At 59.8% G+C, this 14,339-nt stretch carries 9 protein-coding genes; 5 read left to right on the forward strand and 4 right to left on the reverse strand.

The window, feature by feature from the left end:
• Nucleotides 1-39: 39 nt before the first annotated feature.
• Nucleotides 40-468, forward strand: a complete 429-nt coding sequence (locus JAO73_RS13775; RefSeq protein ID WP_198977603.1) for a hypothetical protein — start codon at nucleotides 40-42, stop codon at nucleotides 466-468.
• Nucleotides 465-908 carry a 3-oxoacyl-ACP synthase gene (locus JAO73_RS13780; RefSeq protein WP_198977604.1) on the forward strand — a complete coding sequence of 148 codons (444 nt, stop codon included), beginning with the start codon at nucleotides 465-467 and terminating at the stop codon, nucleotides 906-908. Before JAO73_RS13775 ends, JAO73_RS13780 begins: the two co-directional genes overlap by 4 nt.
• Before the next feature lie 8 nt (nucleotides 909-916).
• Here the strand turns inward: JAO73_RS13780 and JAO73_RS13785 are convergent, their stop codons facing one another.
• Nucleotides 917-3,001, reverse strand: a complete 2,085-nt coding sequence (locus JAO73_RS13785) for an OmpA family protein (RefSeq protein WP_198977606.1) — start codon at nucleotides 2,999-3,001, stop codon at nucleotides 917-919.
• A gap of 360 nt (nucleotides 3,002-3,361) precedes the next feature.
• On the opposite strand from JAO73_RS13785, the gene lon reads away from it, so the two are divergent.
• The 3 genes from lon (at nucleotide 3,362) to hslU (ending at nucleotide 8,561) form a co-directional block, all read left to right on the forward strand.
• Nucleotides 3,362-5,782, forward strand: coding sequence for an endopeptidase La (gene lon / locus JAO73_RS13790; protein ID WP_233169216.1), 2,421 nt, complete (start codon nucleotides 3,362-3,364; stop codon nucleotides 5,780-5,782).
• 157 nt (nucleotides 5,783-5,939) lie between these two features.
• On the forward strand, nucleotides 5,940-7,001 hold the full coding sequence (gene porQ / locus JAO73_RS13795; RefSeq protein ID WP_198977607.1) for a type IX secretion system protein PorQ: 1,062 nt from the start codon (nucleotides 5,940-5,942) through the stop codon (nucleotides 6,999-7,001).
• Between the two features lie 156 nt (nucleotides 7,002-7,157).
• Nucleotides 7,158-8,561: an ATP-dependent protease ATPase subunit HslU gene (gene hslU, locus JAO73_RS13800; RefSeq protein ID WP_198977609.1), complete on the forward strand. Its 1,404-nt coding sequence runs from the start codon at nucleotides 7,158-7,160 to the stop codon at nucleotides 8,559-8,561.
• A gap of 95 nt (nucleotides 8,562-8,656) precedes the next feature.
• On the opposite strand, the gene JAO73_RS13805 is transcribed toward hslU, so the two are convergent.
• From JAO73_RS13805 to JAO73_RS13815, 3 genes are read right to left on the reverse strand one after another with little or no spacing between them, the layout of a single operon-like run.
• The gene (locus JAO73_RS13805; RefSeq protein ID WP_198977611.1) at nucleotides 8,657-9,235 is read right to left on the reverse strand and encodes a hypothetical protein; all 579 of its coding nucleotides are present in this window, start codon (nucleotides 9,233-9,235) and stop codon (nucleotides 8,657-8,659) included.
• A gap of 33 nt (nucleotides 9,236-9,268) precedes the next feature.
• Complete coding sequence (locus tag JAO73_RS13810) at nucleotides 9,269-10,867, reverse strand: SusD/RagB family nutrient-binding outer membrane lipoprotein (RefSeq protein ID WP_198977612.1); 1,599 nt, start codon at nucleotides 10,865-10,867, stop codon at nucleotides 9,269-9,271.
• 31 nt (nucleotides 10,868-10,898) lie between these two features.
• Nucleotides 10,899-14,105 (reverse strand): SusC/RagA family TonB-linked outer membrane protein, encoded by a 3,207-nt coding sequence (locus JAO73_RS13815; protein WP_198977620.1) that lies wholly within the window; start codon nucleotides 14,103-14,105, stop codon nucleotides 10,899-10,901.
• Nucleotides 14,106-14,339: the final 234 nt, after the last annotated feature.

The following is a 14,339-nucleotide window of genomic DNA, read 5'->3' on the forward strand; positions in this document are numbered from 1 at the left end:
AGCCGCAAGCCATTAGAAACGTAATCGAACCCTATATGCATGAAAAGAAGTAAAATCATCTTCACCGTCAACGTCGACTTTGATGGAGACTGCACGTTTGATATCGAAGTAATCAGGCCCGATGTAAGGACTCATACCTATCTCTACGGTGATGCCGCTTCGCTTGCTGAGTTTGGAAAGAAGCTCATGGCCTTCCCAAAAGATGCGGCGGAAACGGTTTGCTTCGAATGGGGGCAAGCCGAACATCCGTCCGCGTTTGGCTACCTGCGGATGGAGGCTTATTGCGCTTCTCCTATGGGGCACACGGCCTTGCGCATAATTGCCGAAGATGGCGAACGGGCGGCCCACCATCGTTTCGAATTTTCGATTGCCTCAGAAGCGGCTTCCATAAACCGACTGGGTGCGCTACTGGCCAATTGGCAGGTTGAAACCACGCCGCAACTTATTTGGAAAGCTGAAACAAGATGACATCCAAACCCGCTCTCCACGCCCTCTGCCACGCCTTCATCGAGCAGCGCATCGACGCCGCCCGCACCGCCATGCAGGCCGCGCAGGAATCTTCCAGTTCCGAAACCAAGAGCAGCGCCGGCGACAAGTATGAAACCGGTCGCGAAATGGCCAACGCCGAGCGCGACCGCAACGCCGCCCAGATGCAGCAGGCCCAGCAGCTGCAAGCCGAGCTGGCCCGCATCAACCCCGAACTGCCCTGCGACACGGTGCGGCCCGGCGCCCTGGTCACTACCAGCCTGGGGCAGTTCTACATCAGCATCAGCGCGGGCAGGTTGGAGGGCACCGAAGTGTTTGCGGTGTCGCCGGCGGCGCCCGTGGCTGTGGCCTTGAAGGGGCTGCGGGTTGGCGAGCAGGCCATGTTCAACGGCAAAGCGGTGCGCGTGCTGGCGGTGGCGTAGGGGAGTGCCTACTTCCAATCCCCGCCGCCGTCGGCGGGCTTGTCGCCGTCGGGCTTGATGAGCTTGAATTCGACGCGGCGGTTCACTTTGGCGTCGGCCTCAGTCAGCTCGTCTTTCAAGGGCTTGCTGGAGCCGTAGCCGAAGCTTTCGATGCGGTTGGGCTTGAGTTTGCCCTTGCGCTCGATGTACTTGCGAATTTCCTCGGCGCGGTCCTGCGAAAGCTTTTCGTTCACTTCGGGGTCGCCGCTGCTGTCGGTGTGCCCGGCAATGCTGAGGCGGAACGTAGGGTGGTCGACGAGGAACAGCGCAATGCGGTCGAGGGTGGGCTGCATGGCCGGCAGAATGGACGCCTTGCCCTGCTCAAACTCGATGTTCTTGAAAATGAGCGGCAGCCGGTAGTCGATACTGTTGGTGAGCAGCGTCATCACCGTGTCGCCCTTCAGCGCAAACTGCTTCTCGACCGAGAAAAAGTCCGGGCTCTGAATGAGCATGGCGTAGTGCGAGCCTTCAATCAGCTCAAAGTCAAACGTGCCGTCGGGCCGGATGAACTTGCTGGCCACCTCGATGCCGTTGTCGGTGTCGATGATGCTCACGATGCCCTTCAGCGGCTTGCTGCTCACCGAGTCGATGAGCGTGCCCTCCACCCGCGTGGTGGCCAACGGCTGGGCCTCCATGGGCAGTGGGAAGGAGTAGAGGTCCAGGTTGTTGATTTCCGTGACCTCGGAGCGGGCGTAGTAGAGGTTTTTGCTTTCGCGGTCGATGGTGAAGTAGTACTCCGACCCCTTGCCGTTCACGAGCGGGCCAATGTTGCGCGGCTCCTGCCAGCGGCCCTGCACGCGGTAGGTTTTGTAGATGTCGAAATCGCCGAAGTTCAGCAGCTGGCCGCGCGAGCTGAAGTACAGCACGTGGTAGAGCGGGTGGTAGAATGGGCTCACCTCGCTCTCGCGGGTGTTCACCACCGGGCCCATGTTTTCGGCCGGGCTCCACTGCCCGTTTTTCAGCTTGCGGGTGAAATAGATGTCCGACAGCCCGAAGCCGCCCAGCCGGTCGGAAGCGAAATACAGCGTGTCTTCGCCCTGCGAGAGCGTGGGCTGCGAGTCCCAGGCGGGCGAGTTCACCAGCGGGCCGAGGCTTTTGGGCGTGCCCCATTTGCCGTCTTTGCCCATGGTGGCGGTGTAGAGGTCGCAGTTGCCGCGGCAGGTGGCGCACTCGCAGCGGGCGAAGTAGATGGTCTTGCCGTCTTTGCTCAGGCAGGCCGAGCCTTCGTTGTTGGGCGAGTTGATGGGCTTGGGCAGGGGCTCGGCGTCGGTCCAGCTCACGCCTTCGCGCCGCGAGGTGTAGAGGTCCTCATCCACCACGCCCGTGATGCCGCGGCGCTTGCGCTTGCTGCTGAACAGAAACAGGGAGTCGTTGCCGCCCAGCGCCGGCCCGTAGTCGGGCGCCTTGCTGTTGATGGCGTCGCCCATGCTCGTGTACACGCCCTTGGGCGGGTGGAAAGTGTTGAGGTTTTTGCGGTACTCCACCAGGTCGTAGTACGTTTTGAGGGGCACGTACAGGTCCTGGTTTTTCTGTTCCAGCGAGTCGTAGTAGAGCTGTACCTTCGAGATGTCGGTGCGGTGGTGCTTGAGGGCGAGACGGTAGTAGGCCTTGGCCTTCACCGTCTGGCTGTCGCGCTCCAGCAGCTGGCCCAGGCGCCAGAGCATGTCGGTGTTCTTGGCAAAATTGGTGGGGCCGAAGCGGGCCACGTAGTCTTCGAGCAGCAGGCGGGCCTGGTGGTACTGGCGGCGCTTTTCGGCCTTGGCAATGGCGCGCAGGGCTTTTTTATCCTCGTAAAACGGGTAGCGGTTCACGTACACGAAGTCGGGCGTGCCGTCGGGGCGCAGGTGCAGCTTGCGGCTCACGCGGCTGCTGAGGCCGCGCACGCGGTAGGTGCCGGGCGCAATGGCCGGCGCGGCTTTGGCCGGGGCTTTTTTGGGGGCGGCCGAGGCACCGCCGCTGGTGGTATCGGCCGAGGGCGAAGCCGCTGCCGGAATGCGCTTGGCCGGCCGGCGCTGGGCGTGGGCCTGAAACGCGCCCAGCAGGCCCAGCAACATCAGGAGTCGAAATGCCCCTCGACGCAATAAAAACGGCATTGGCAGAGTAATGAAGATAATTATTGGCGCAAGTTGCCACCAATTTAGCGATTTATGTGCCGCAGGTGAGCGGTTACTCCCCGCCGCGTGCGCCGCTTTGGCGCACTGCGGCCCCTGGCACGGCCCTTGACGTCCTAAAGCGCCGGGAAGCCGTACCTTGTACTTCCCGCTTCACCCCGCCACGGGCTGCCAATGTGGCACCCGTCGCCGTTGTTTCTGGCTTACTACTCGTCCATGCGCCTGGCATCTGTTCAACCCTCTGCTGCGGTCCCCCTGCGGGCCCTCGGCGACCCCAATTCCCAACCCGAAGCCATCGCCATCATGGCCGCCGACCCCGACCACCTCCTGCGCGGCGACGACGCGCCCCCCACGCTTTCCCTGCTGCCCGTGCGCAACACCGTGCTGTTTCCGGGCGTGGTGCTGCCCGTGACCGTGACGCGCAAAAAGAGCGTGAAGCTGGTGCGCAAAGCCTACGCCGCCGACAAGCTCGTGGGCGTGGTGGCCCAGCTCAACCCCGACGCCGACGAGCCCACCACCGAGGAACTCCACCCCGTGGGCACCTTGGCCCGCATCCTGAAACTGCTGGAGCAGCCCGACGGCCAGATTACCATCATTCTGCAGGGGCAGGTGCGCTTCACCATTGAGGAGCAGCTCAGCTTTACGCCGCTGGTGGCGCGCGTGAGTTATTTCGCCGAGGTGGCCCTCAACCCCGACATCCCGGCCGAGTTTGGCCTGATGCAGGCCCTGCGCGAGGCCGCCACCAAGGTGCTGGAGCTCACGCCCGAGATTCCGATGGAAGCCCGCGCCATGCTCGATGGCATTCAGTCGCCGGCGTTCCTGACGCACTTCTTGTCGTCCAATGTGCAGCTCGACCTGCCCGCCAAGCAAAAACTCCTGGAGCTGGCCGACCCCGAAGCCCAGGCCCGTCAGTTGCTCGAAGCCCTGCTCAGCCAGGCCGAACTGCTCGAAATCAAGCAGGACATCCGCTCCAAAACGCACACCGGCATCGACGCCCAGCAGCGCGAATACTTCCTGCGCCAGCAGCTCAAAACCCTGCAGGACGAGTTGGGCCAGGACGGCCCCGACGAGGACGTGCAGCGCCTGCGCGCCCGCGCCGAAACCAAGAAATGGCCCGAGAACGTGGCGCTCCATTTCAGGAAGGAAATGGAAAAGCTGGCCCGCACCAACCCCATGGCGCCCGACTACTCGGTGAGCGTGAACTACGTGGAGTTTCTGCTCGATTTGCCCTGGGGCGAGTACACCAAGGACAAGTTCAACCTCAAGCAAACCAAGAAAATCCTCGACGCCGACCACTTCGGCCTCGAAAAAGTGAAGGAGCGCATTCTGGAGTACCTGGCCGTGCTCAAGCTGAAGCAGGATTTGAAGGCGCCGATTTTGTGCCTCTACGGGCCTCCCGGCGTGGGCAAAACCTCCCTGGGCCGCAGCATTGCCACGGCTTTGGGCCGCAAGTACGTGCGCATGAGCCTGGGCGGCGTGCGCGACGAAGCCGAAATTCGGGGACACCGCAAAACCTACGTGGGCGCCATGCCCGGCCGCATCATCTCGCAGATTAAGAAGGCCGGGGCCTCGAACCCGGTCATCATTCTCGATGAGATTGACAAGGTGAGCAGCGACTTCCGCGGCGACCCCAGCTCGGCCCTTCTCGAAGTGCTGGACCCGGAGCAAAACGCCACCTTCACCGACAACTACCTAGAGGTGGAATACGACCTGAGCAAGGTCCTGTTCATTGCCACGGCCAACTCGCTCGATACCATTCAGCCGGCCCTGCGCGACCGCATGGAAATCATCGACCTCACGGGCTACACCCAGGAGGAAAAGGTGCAGATTGCCCGCAAGCACCTCTGGCCTAAGCAGCTGAAAGAGCACGGCCTGGGTGAGAACGAAGTGAAAATCACCGACGCTTCGCTGCACCGCGTGGCCGACGACTACACCCGCGAAAGCGGTGTGCGCGGCTTGGAGCGCAAGCTGGCCGCCGTGACGCGCAACCTGGCCCGCCGCAAGGCCGGCAAGGAACCGCTGCCCGCCGTGATGGAGCCGGCCGAAATCCGCAAAATCCTCGGCGCCGCCATCTTCGACCGTGACCAGTACCAGGACAACGACACCGCCGGCGTGGTGACGGGCCTGGCTTGGACCAGCGTGGGCGGCGACATTCTCTTTGTGGAAAGCCTGCTGAGCCGGGGCCGCGGCAAGCTCACGCTCTCGGGCCAGCTAGGGGACGTGATGAAGGAATCGGCCATTACGGCGCTCAGCTACCTGCGCTCGCGGGCTGACGAAATCGGCATCGACTACCGCTTGTTTGAGCAGTACGACCTCCACATTCACTTCCCCGAAGGCGCCGTGCCCAAGGACGGGCCCAGCGCGGGCATTGCCATTTTCACCAGCATTGCCTCGGCCTACACCCAGCGCCGGGTGCGCGCCAAGCTGGCCATGACCGGCGAAATCACCCTGCGCGGCAAGGTGCTGCCCGTGGGCGGCATCAAGGAAAAGCTGCTGGCGGCCCGTCGGGCGGGCATGAAGGACATCATTCTGTGCCCCAAAAACCGCAAGGACATTGAGGAAATCCAGGAAGACTACCTCAAAGGCCTCACCATTCACTACGCCGACCGCGTGGACGACGTGTTGCGCGTGGCCCTGCTCGACGAGTTGGTGCCGCACCCGCAGCAGTTGCCCGTGCGCGACGAGCCCGTGCCCGTCGTGGGCCCGAGCGTGGAAGTGCAGTAGTCCGGCAGCCCCCTTCACTGGCGCCGAACAGGGCATTGGCTTCCAACACGAAGCCGGATATGTTCGGCGCCAGTAAAAATGGCTGGCGAGGTACTTTCTGCCCAGCCAGCAGCGTTATGGCCGCAGCAGGTCCCTGTTCCTGCTTTATCTTAGACTAATGAAGCACTTTTTCGCGCGCGGGGTTATCGGGTTTGGGTTCGCTTTGGGGCTGGTTGGGCTGCGGCCGGCGGCTGCTCAACAGTTGGGTGGACGCACCGTTTTTCCGTTTCTGGACTTGCCCGTGGGCGCGCAACAGGCGGCTCTGGGTGGCATGAGTCCCTCGGCCCGCAACGACGACCCAACCATGCTTTTCGCCAACCCGGCCCTGTTGAACCCTGATATGGACGGCCGGCTGGCGCTGAGCTACGTGGCCTACGTGGCCGACATCAAGCAGAGCACGGCCGCCTACGTGTTCAATACCGAGAAATATGGCCGCTTCGGCGTCGGCGTCACCTACCTCAACTACGGCAACTTCGAAAGCTATGACCTGGCTGGCAACAGCCTCGGCACGGTGGGCGTGAATGAATACACGGTGGGCGTGTCGGATTCCTACACCAAGGGCAAATTCACGTTCGGGGCCACCACCAAATTGGCCGTGTCGAGTATCGCGGGCACTCGGTCGCTGGCCGGTGTAGCCGATGCCGGCGTGGTCTACAAGCATCCCACTTCTGATTTTACGGCTGGCCTAGTCGTCAAAAATGCAGGCTACCAGTTCTCCCCTTACCCCGGCACCGAGCGTGGCCCCTTGCCGCTCGACGTCCAGATTGGCGCTTCCGTGAAGCCCGAGCACATGCCCGTGCGCATCTCGCTCACGGCCCACCACCTGCAGCAGTGGGACATTCAGTACCTCGACCCCAACGCCCGCGGCACCCTCGACGCCAGCGGCCAAGAAAAGAAGCCCACCAAAAGCTTCGGCGACAACCTGGCCCGGCACTTCACGGTGGCCGCGGCGCTGGTGCTCAGCAAAAACCTGCAGTTCCGGGTGGGCTACAACCACCTCCAGCGCCGCGAGCTGCGCCTCGACAATACCAGCGGCAGCGCCGGTCTCAGCTTTGGCGCCATGCTCAAGATTAGCAGCTTCCAGATTGACTACACCCACGCTACGCTGCAGGCGGCGGGCTCCAGCGAATATTTTACCCTGTCTCGTAACCTCGATTCTTTGTTTAAGAAGAAAGAGTAAACCGCCCTTGCCAATCCCACAACGCCTGTTATCCTGCGCACAGCGAAGGACCTTTTCACTGCTGAACAATTGTAGTTGCTACGAGTAGTTCAACCGTAAGAAGGTCCTTCGCGACGCTCAGGATGACAGGCGTTGTGGTCTTTTCCTCTTCCCAATATGCTCAACGACACCTTTCTGACCCCGGCCCAAATCGTGGCCGAGCTCGACAAATACATCATCGGCCAGCACGACGCCAAGCGCCACGTGGCCATTGCCCTGCGCAACCGCTGGCGCCGCCTGCACGCCCCGGCCGCCATGCAGGCCGAAATCGTACCCAACAACATCCTCATGATTGGGGCCACCGGCGTGGGCAAAACCGAAATTGCCCGCCGCTTGGCCCACCTCGCCGATGCGCCTTTTGTGAAAGTCGAAGCCAGCAAGTTCACCGAAGTGGGCTACGTGGGCCGCGACGTGGAAAGCATGGTGCGCGACCTGGCCGAGCAAAGCGTGAACCGCGTGAAGGCCCGCCGCCAGGAAGCCGTGAAAGCCCAGGCCGCCGATGCCGTGGAAGAAATCATCCTCGACGCCCTCATCCCGGCCATCAACCAGCCCGCGGGCGTCAAATCCGGCCTGGGCTTCGGCAGCGGGGGAGCAGAGGGCGTGCCCACCTCCGACGCCGAGCTGAACGAGCGCACCCGCGAGCGGTTCCGTCAGAAAATCAAGAACGGCGAACTGGAAGACCGCAAGATTGAGATTCAGGTGGCGCAGTCGGGCCCGAGTGTGGGCATCATGGGCGCGCCTCCTGGCATGGACGAAGGCACGCTTTCCGGCTTGCAGGACATGCTCGGCAACATGCTGCCCAAGAAAACCCGCAAGCGCAAAGTGACCGTGGCCGAAGCCCGCAAGCTGCTCCTCGACGAAGAGGCCGCTAAGCTCATCGACATGGACGAAGTGAAGGACGAAGCCATTCGGCAGGCCGAAAACGCCGGCATCATCTTCATCGACGAAATTGATAAGGTGGCCACCAGCGGCGGCAGCGGCAAAGGCGGCCCCGACGTAAGCCGCCAAGGCGTGCAGCGCGACTTGCTGCCCATCGTGGAAGGCTCGGCCGTGAGCACCAAGTACGGCATCGTCAACACCGACCACATCCTGTTCATTGCGGCCGGGGCCTTCCACGTCTCCAAACCCAGCGACCTCATTCCGGAATTACAAGGCCGCTTCCCCATCCGCGTCGAGTTGCAAAGCCTCACCAAGGACGACTTCTTCCGCATCCTGAAAGACCCCAAAAACGCCCTCACCAAGCAGTACGAAGCCCTGCTTCAGGCTGAGGATGTGGAGCTGACTTTCGACGATGCCGCCCTCGAACGCTTGGCCGAAATTGCTTCGGAAGTAAACGCCGAGGTTGAAAATATTGGTGCCCGGCGCCTGCACACGGTGATGAGCCGCTTGCTCAATGACATTCTCTACGACGTGCCCGACAAGATTGGTGCCCACGCCCACGTGCAAATCACGGCCGCACTCGTCGATGAGCGGCTGAGCGATATGGTAAAGAACCGGGACCTAAGCCAATACATTCTCTAAGCCGCGCCGCTAGAACTGCACAGTCGACTAGTAACATAAAAAAAGCCCCCTGTCATGCGACAGGGGGCTTTTCAATTAAGGCAATCGCCGAGCGACTAGGGCTGTACGCGCACTCGCACGGGCAGCGGAACGATAGTGCTACCATCTTCCAACATGATGTTGAAATAGAAGGCGATGTCCGTAGGGGTCGCCGTCGTGCTGGGCACGGGAATGGTGGGAGCCGGCGGCGTACCGGCGTTCGGACCAATGGGGCCGGCCGTAGTGCCTACGCGAATGCGGTAAGCTAAGTACTCGTTGAGGTTCGAGGTGAACGATATAGTGTTAGTGCCATTGCCCGGAATCGGGGCCGTGCGGTAAGAGGTCGAAGCCGCCGTCGAGTTAAGGTTGGTGTAGCTCAACGACTGCACCGTGCTGCTGGTGGCCACCTTCGTAATCTGCTTGATTTTACCCTTGTCCGCAGGTATTGCGAAATTGATGGTAAACGTGCCACCCGCGGCTACCGATGTGTAGACGACCGGGAAGCGCTCGAAGGCGTTGGCATTGGTAACCGTAACTGGGTTGTCCGTCACGCTGTCCTGCAAGGGCCCGAGGTTGTTGCCGTAGTCTTTTTTGCAGGAGAAGGTGCTAGCCGAAAGTAGCGCCAACGTGCAAATCTTGATGATGTGGGTCTTCATGTAAAATGCTGAGTTAAAAGTAAGGCCTGACTACTAGAGCGGGCGAACGTCCCACCACACGTTGGCGGTGGTGCCGGGTACCGGGTTAGGCGTGTTGTTGGCGTTGCCAGCGCTTTCCGAGGTCGGGTACACAAAGCGACGGGGCAGCACGTTGGGGTTGTCGCCCGATGCGTTCTGTGCCAGAGCCAAACGGGGGTAACCGGTCCGACGGTAGTCATTATAGGCTTCGTAACTGTTGCCCACCCAAGCAATCCACTTCTGGGTAATAATCTGGTTCAATTGCTGCTGCTGGCTGCCGCGTAGGTTGGCCACGTTAGGGTTGGCCGTGAAGTACGCATCTACCTGGGCACTGGTCAGGCCCGCCTTGGTCATCGAGGCGCGGATAGCATCGCGATACAGCGACTGTACTGTGTTGCCAGCACCACCAGTCGATGTGCCCAGAATCAGAGCCGATTCGGCCATGATAAACAAGCGCTGGAAATTCGTAATCAGGCGGATGGGCGCTTCGCCCGCCGAGCCGGTGAAGTAGGTGTTGTACTTCGAGCGGTTGAGCTGGCCTACGTTGATGTTGCTGCCGTTTTGAATGCCGGTAAAGTACAGGAACGTGCCCGCCGTTGCGCCGGGCAGCGTGGTTACCGTAGCACTCGCGTTGTTGGCCGTGGGGTTAAAGTAGATGGGCAGACGCGGGTCGTTGTTCACGCGCATGGTGTCCAGCAAACGCTGGCTGAGCAGGAGGTCGGTCGGGCGCTGGCCGGCGAGCGTCAAGGAAGCCGTTACCGTAGCCGTATTCGGGTTGTACACGTTCAGGCCGTTATAGTCCGCAAGTGGGTTGCGGTTGCCCACAGCACCACCAAACGGAACTTGGAAATCGTCGGCGTTGCTGGCGATGTAGTTGTTCCCGGTAATGACTTCGTCGATGATGGCCTTGGCCAGAGCCGGCTCTTTGCGGCTGATGGTGTTGGCCAGTTTCAGGCGCAGGGTGTTGCCCATGCGACGCCACTTGGCGAGGTCGCCAGCATACACCGGGTCGTCAGCGTTGGTGGGGTTCAGCGCGCTGGGTTTGCTAAGGTCATCAAGACCTTCTTTCACCAAGGCATCGAGGCTCTGAATGCCCAGCGCAGAGTTGCCCTTGTAGATATCCTCCTGCTTGTCGAAGCGGGGCTGTAGCTTGTTCAGGCCCTGCAACGCTTCCGAATACGGAATGTCACCCCACAGGTCGGTGGTCATGGCGAAGTTGTACGCCTTCAGCAGCTTGGCAATGCCAGCGTAGCTCGGGCTATTCGTGCGGGCGGCGGCGTCAATGAGCTGCTTGGAGTTTTCCAGCGAACCGGCGTAAATCTCAAACTGCCACTGGTTGTCTAGACCACCCCGGATTTCGTAACGGTCCTGCGGAATCGACTGGGTACCGGTGCCGGCCATGTGCTGCACCAGCAGCGAAGTAATGCGGTTGATTTCGTTGCCGTTCGAGAAGCCCGTCGTAATCAGTACGTTGGTTAGGAGCACTGTTGGCGGCACAATCTCCGGGTTGTTGGGGTTGGCGTTGACGTCGAGAAAGCTATCTACGCTGCAGCCTACGCTGCCGAGCGCAATAACCCCTGCCAGCGCAAAACCAAGGAATTTTTGATGTCTCATTTTTGATGTCGAATTAGCTTTAAAAGCCTGATTACAAAGTAAAGCGTACGTTAACGCCATAGTTCCGCGCGTTGGGCGAACCTTGCAGTTCCAGGCCGCGGATGTTACCAGCACCTTGGGTGTTCACCTCCGGGTCGAAGGGAGCGTTGGGAGCGTAGTAGAACAGGTTGCGACCCGAGAACGAAATAGTTGCCTGGCCAAAAGGCGTGCGGTCGAGCAGGGTCTTGGGCAAGCTGTAACCCAGTGTGATTTCGCGCAGACGGTAAACGGTAGCATCGAACACGTTCAGGTCGCTTTGTAGGCCAAAGGCACTCCAATAAGTCTGGGCATCAATCTGAATGTCGTTGGGACGGTAGGTGGGCGTGCCGTCAGCCGTGGTGCCGGTTTGGATAACACCCGGAATCACACGGGGAGCCTCACGGTTCTCACCCTGAATTTTCAGCGCGCCCAGGCCTTTGTACTGGCCAGCGGTGAACGATAGTACATCGGCGCCGTACACGGCGTCAACCAAGAAGGAGGCCGTAATGCCTTTATAGCTCAGCGTGTTGCTGATGCCACCCTGCCACTCCGGGTTCGGGTCAGCGATGATGGAGTTTTGAATTTCAGGCGCGAATGTTCCGTTGGCGGGGTTAATGATGTATTGGTTGTAGAAGGGGCTGTTTTTGTCCGTTACGCGCGGCTTTTTGGGACCGTAGATGACGCCGTAGGGCTGGTCAATTGCGTAAGAAGGGATGGTGCCCGTGAAGGCGTTGCCGCCAATAGCAGCTTGCGTTACGCCTTCCGAAATTTCTCTCACCTTGTTGCGAATGCGGGTGAAGTTGGCCGAAATATCCCAGCGGAAGTTGCTGGTTTTGATAGCCGTCAGGTTCATCAAGCCCTCAAAGCCTTCGTTGTCTACGCGGCCCACGTTGGTGGTGCGCGACAGGAAGCCCGTCGAAGGTGCCGTGGTCACGTTCAGAATCTGGTCTTTGCTGATGGTTTTGAAATAGGTCAGGTCAAACGTCAGACGGTTGCGGAAGAAGCCCAGGTTGGCACCTGCTTCGTACGACTGCGTGAACTCCGGCGTCAGTACTTCGCCGCCGCCCAGGCGGGTGTTGATGCCAAAACCAGGGTAAGTGATGGAACCAGTGCCGCCATTGGGAATGGCGCTGAAGGGGAAAGTGAACGAAGCCACGTTGTTGCCTTGGCCACCTACCAAGTAAGTAGTATTCAGCAGGTAGGGGTTGGCGTCGCGGCCCACGCGAGCCACGTTACCCCGGATTTTGCCGTACGAGAAAATGTCGTTGGAAATCTTGAAGGCGTCCGTGAACACAAAACCCAGGGTAGCCGAGGGGTAGAAGAAGGTATTGTTCTTCTTCGGCAGCGTCGACGACTGGTCAGCGCGGCCAGTCAGCGTCACAAACAGGTAGTTGTTATACGAAAGGTCCAACTGACCGTAGTAGCCCAACAGACGACGCACCGAAGTTGCTTCGCCAGTACCGTTGGAGAAGGTGGTAGCGTTCGAGAGATTGTAAAGGTTGGGCAGCGTCAGGTTATCGCCTTGTGCAAACACTTCCTGCGTGCGGCGTTGGTTGATGTTCTGACCTAGCAGCAAGCTGGCATTCAGGCCTTCGGTCAGAATGTTGTCTTTCTTCAGCGTAATGAGTAGGTCGCCGTTCAGCTCGCTGCGGTACAGAGTCTGGTCGATAACTTGGCCGTTGGCGGCACGAATCGAGCCGATGTCGTAAATCTGCTTGCGACGGTCGGTGTAAGTGTCGAAGCCGGCGCGGTAAGCAACGGTCAACCAAGGCGTAAATTCGTAGCTCAGGTTTGCCACGTTGATGAAACGCGTCAGGTTAGACGTGGTGCCATTGCGCTCCAAGCTCCAGTAGGGGTTTTCGCTGCCCCCGATGAATAAGGGGCGGCCGGCGGCGTTGATATACGGCAGGCCTTGCAGGTCATAGCTGCGGGGAACCACGTTCAAGCGGCCAAACGGCGAACCGCTGTTGCCTTGCTGCGGACCACGCTGGGTGGTTTGAATGAAGTTCACCGAGCCACCAGCGCGGAGCTTGTTCACCAGCTTGGTGTTGCCGCCCAGCTGCACGCTCGTGCGGTTCAGGGTGGAGTAGTCGGTGATGCCTCGCTGGTTGGTGTTGTTGACGTTCAACGACACGTTCTGGTCAGCATTGCCACCGGTGATGTTTACACCGTTCTGCAGGATGCGGCCGGTTTTGTAAAAATCTTTGGTGTTGTTGGGATAAGCGCGGTAGTCCTGCGTCAGCAGGTTGTTGGCATTGGCCGGGTCGCGGTACAGCAGGCCGTTGTAAAGCGTGGGCGTGGTGCCAAAGCGGGGACCCCACGAAGCGGTGGTGCCCGTGTTCGGGTCGCCGTTTACGTTGGTGTTGATGCCGGCGGTGCCCTGGCCGTAGTCGTTCTGTAGGTCCATCAGACCGTATACCTTTTGGAACGAAAGGCCCGAGGTCACGGTCACTTCCAGCTTCTTGTTGACGTTGCGGCCGGCTTTGGTGGTGATGATGATAGCACCCGAGGAAGCGCGCGAGCCGTACAGTGCCGCGGCTGCCGGGCCTTTCAGGATGTTAATGCTTTCCACATTCTCGGGGTCGATGTCCAAAGCACGGTTCGACTGCTGGGCGCCGAACAGGGTGTTCGAGGTGCGGTCGAGGTCGTTGCTAATCGGAATACCGTCTACCACGAACAGTGGCTGGTTGCTACCGCCCAGCGACGTGATGCCGCGAATGTTGATGTTCGACGAAGCACCGGGCAAGCCGCTCGACGTCACAATGTTCACGCCAGCTACTTTGCCCTGCAAGGCACTCAGCACGTTCGGCTCCGATTTCTGCGAAATCTGTTCGGCTTTGATTTGTTGCGTAGCGTAGCCCAGCGAACGGGTGTCGCGCTCGATACCGAGGGCCGTTACCACTACTTCGCTCAGCTCGCGCGTGTCCTGCGCCATTACTACGTTGAACTGTGATTCGGAACCGATGACACGCTCTTGTGTCGCCATGCCCACCGAAGAAAACACCAGTGTGCCGCCTGCCTGGGGCACAGTCAGGGTGAAATCGCCGTTGGCGTTGGTGGAAATACCGGTGGTGGTGCCCTTCAGTAGCACCGTCACACCCGGCAATCCTTCGCCGGATTTCTGGTCAGTTACTCGCCCAGAGATGGAGCGCGTTTGCGCTAACACCCCCTGTAAGAGAGTAAACATGAGCACGAGGCTCATGAGTAAGGTTTTTTTCATGGACAAAAGGTTAAAAAATGTAAATGGTAATGGTGAGTTTACACTGTCAAAAATAAGACAATTCAGGCATGCAAGAGCAAAAAAAACATCAATCCTTCATGAAAACTTGTGATTTCCGTAAATTTTTTAGGAATAGCTGCCATTCTGAGTAGCGCCTGCCCTATCGTTCAGCTTTGTATTAAATTGACATTAAAAAAAGCCCGGTACTGAGCAGATGCAGTACCGGGCTTTTTT

Origin of the sequence: Hymenobacter miniatus, from assembly GCF_016427455.1 — a bacterium.
GTDB lineage: Bacteria > Bacteroidota > Bacteroidia > Cytophagales > Hymenobacteraceae > Hymenobacter > Hymenobacter armeniacus.

Excerpts from the sequence above, each read along its gene's own strand:
- JAO73_RS13775 (WP_198977603.1), top strand. The coding sequence starts at position 40 with ATGAAAAGAAGTAAAATCATCTTCACCGTCAACGTCGACTTTGATGGA.
- JAO73_RS13780 (WP_198977604.1), top strand. The coding sequence starts at position 465 with ATGACATCCAAACCCGCTCTCCACGCCCTCTGCCACGCCTTCATCGAG.
- JAO73_RS13785 (WP_198977606.1), bottom strand. The coding sequence starts at position 3,001 with ATGTTGCTGGGCCTGCTGGGCGCGTTTCAGGCCCACGCCCAGCGCCGG.
- lon (WP_233169216.1), top strand. The coding sequence starts at position 3,362 with ATGGCCGCCGACCCCGACCACCTCCTGCGCGGCGACGACGCGCCCCCC.
- porQ (WP_198977607.1), top strand. The coding sequence starts at position 5,940 with ATGAAGCACTTTTTCGCGCGCGGGGTTATCGGGTTTGGGTTCGCTTTG.
- hslU (WP_198977609.1), top strand. The coding sequence starts at position 7,158 with ATGCTCAACGACACCTTTCTGACCCCGGCCCAAATCGTGGCCGAGCTC.
- JAO73_RS13805 (WP_198977611.1), bottom strand. The coding sequence starts at position 9,235 with ATGAAGACCCACATCATCAAGATTTGCACGTTGGCGCTACTTTCGGCT.
- JAO73_RS13810 (WP_198977612.1), bottom strand. The coding sequence starts at position 10,867 with ATGAGACATCAAAAATTCCTTGGTTTTGCGCTGGCAGGGGTTATTGCG.
- JAO73_RS13815 (WP_198977620.1), bottom strand. The coding sequence starts at position 14,105 with ATGAAAAAAACCTTACTCATGAGCCTCGTGCTCATGTTTACTCTCTTA.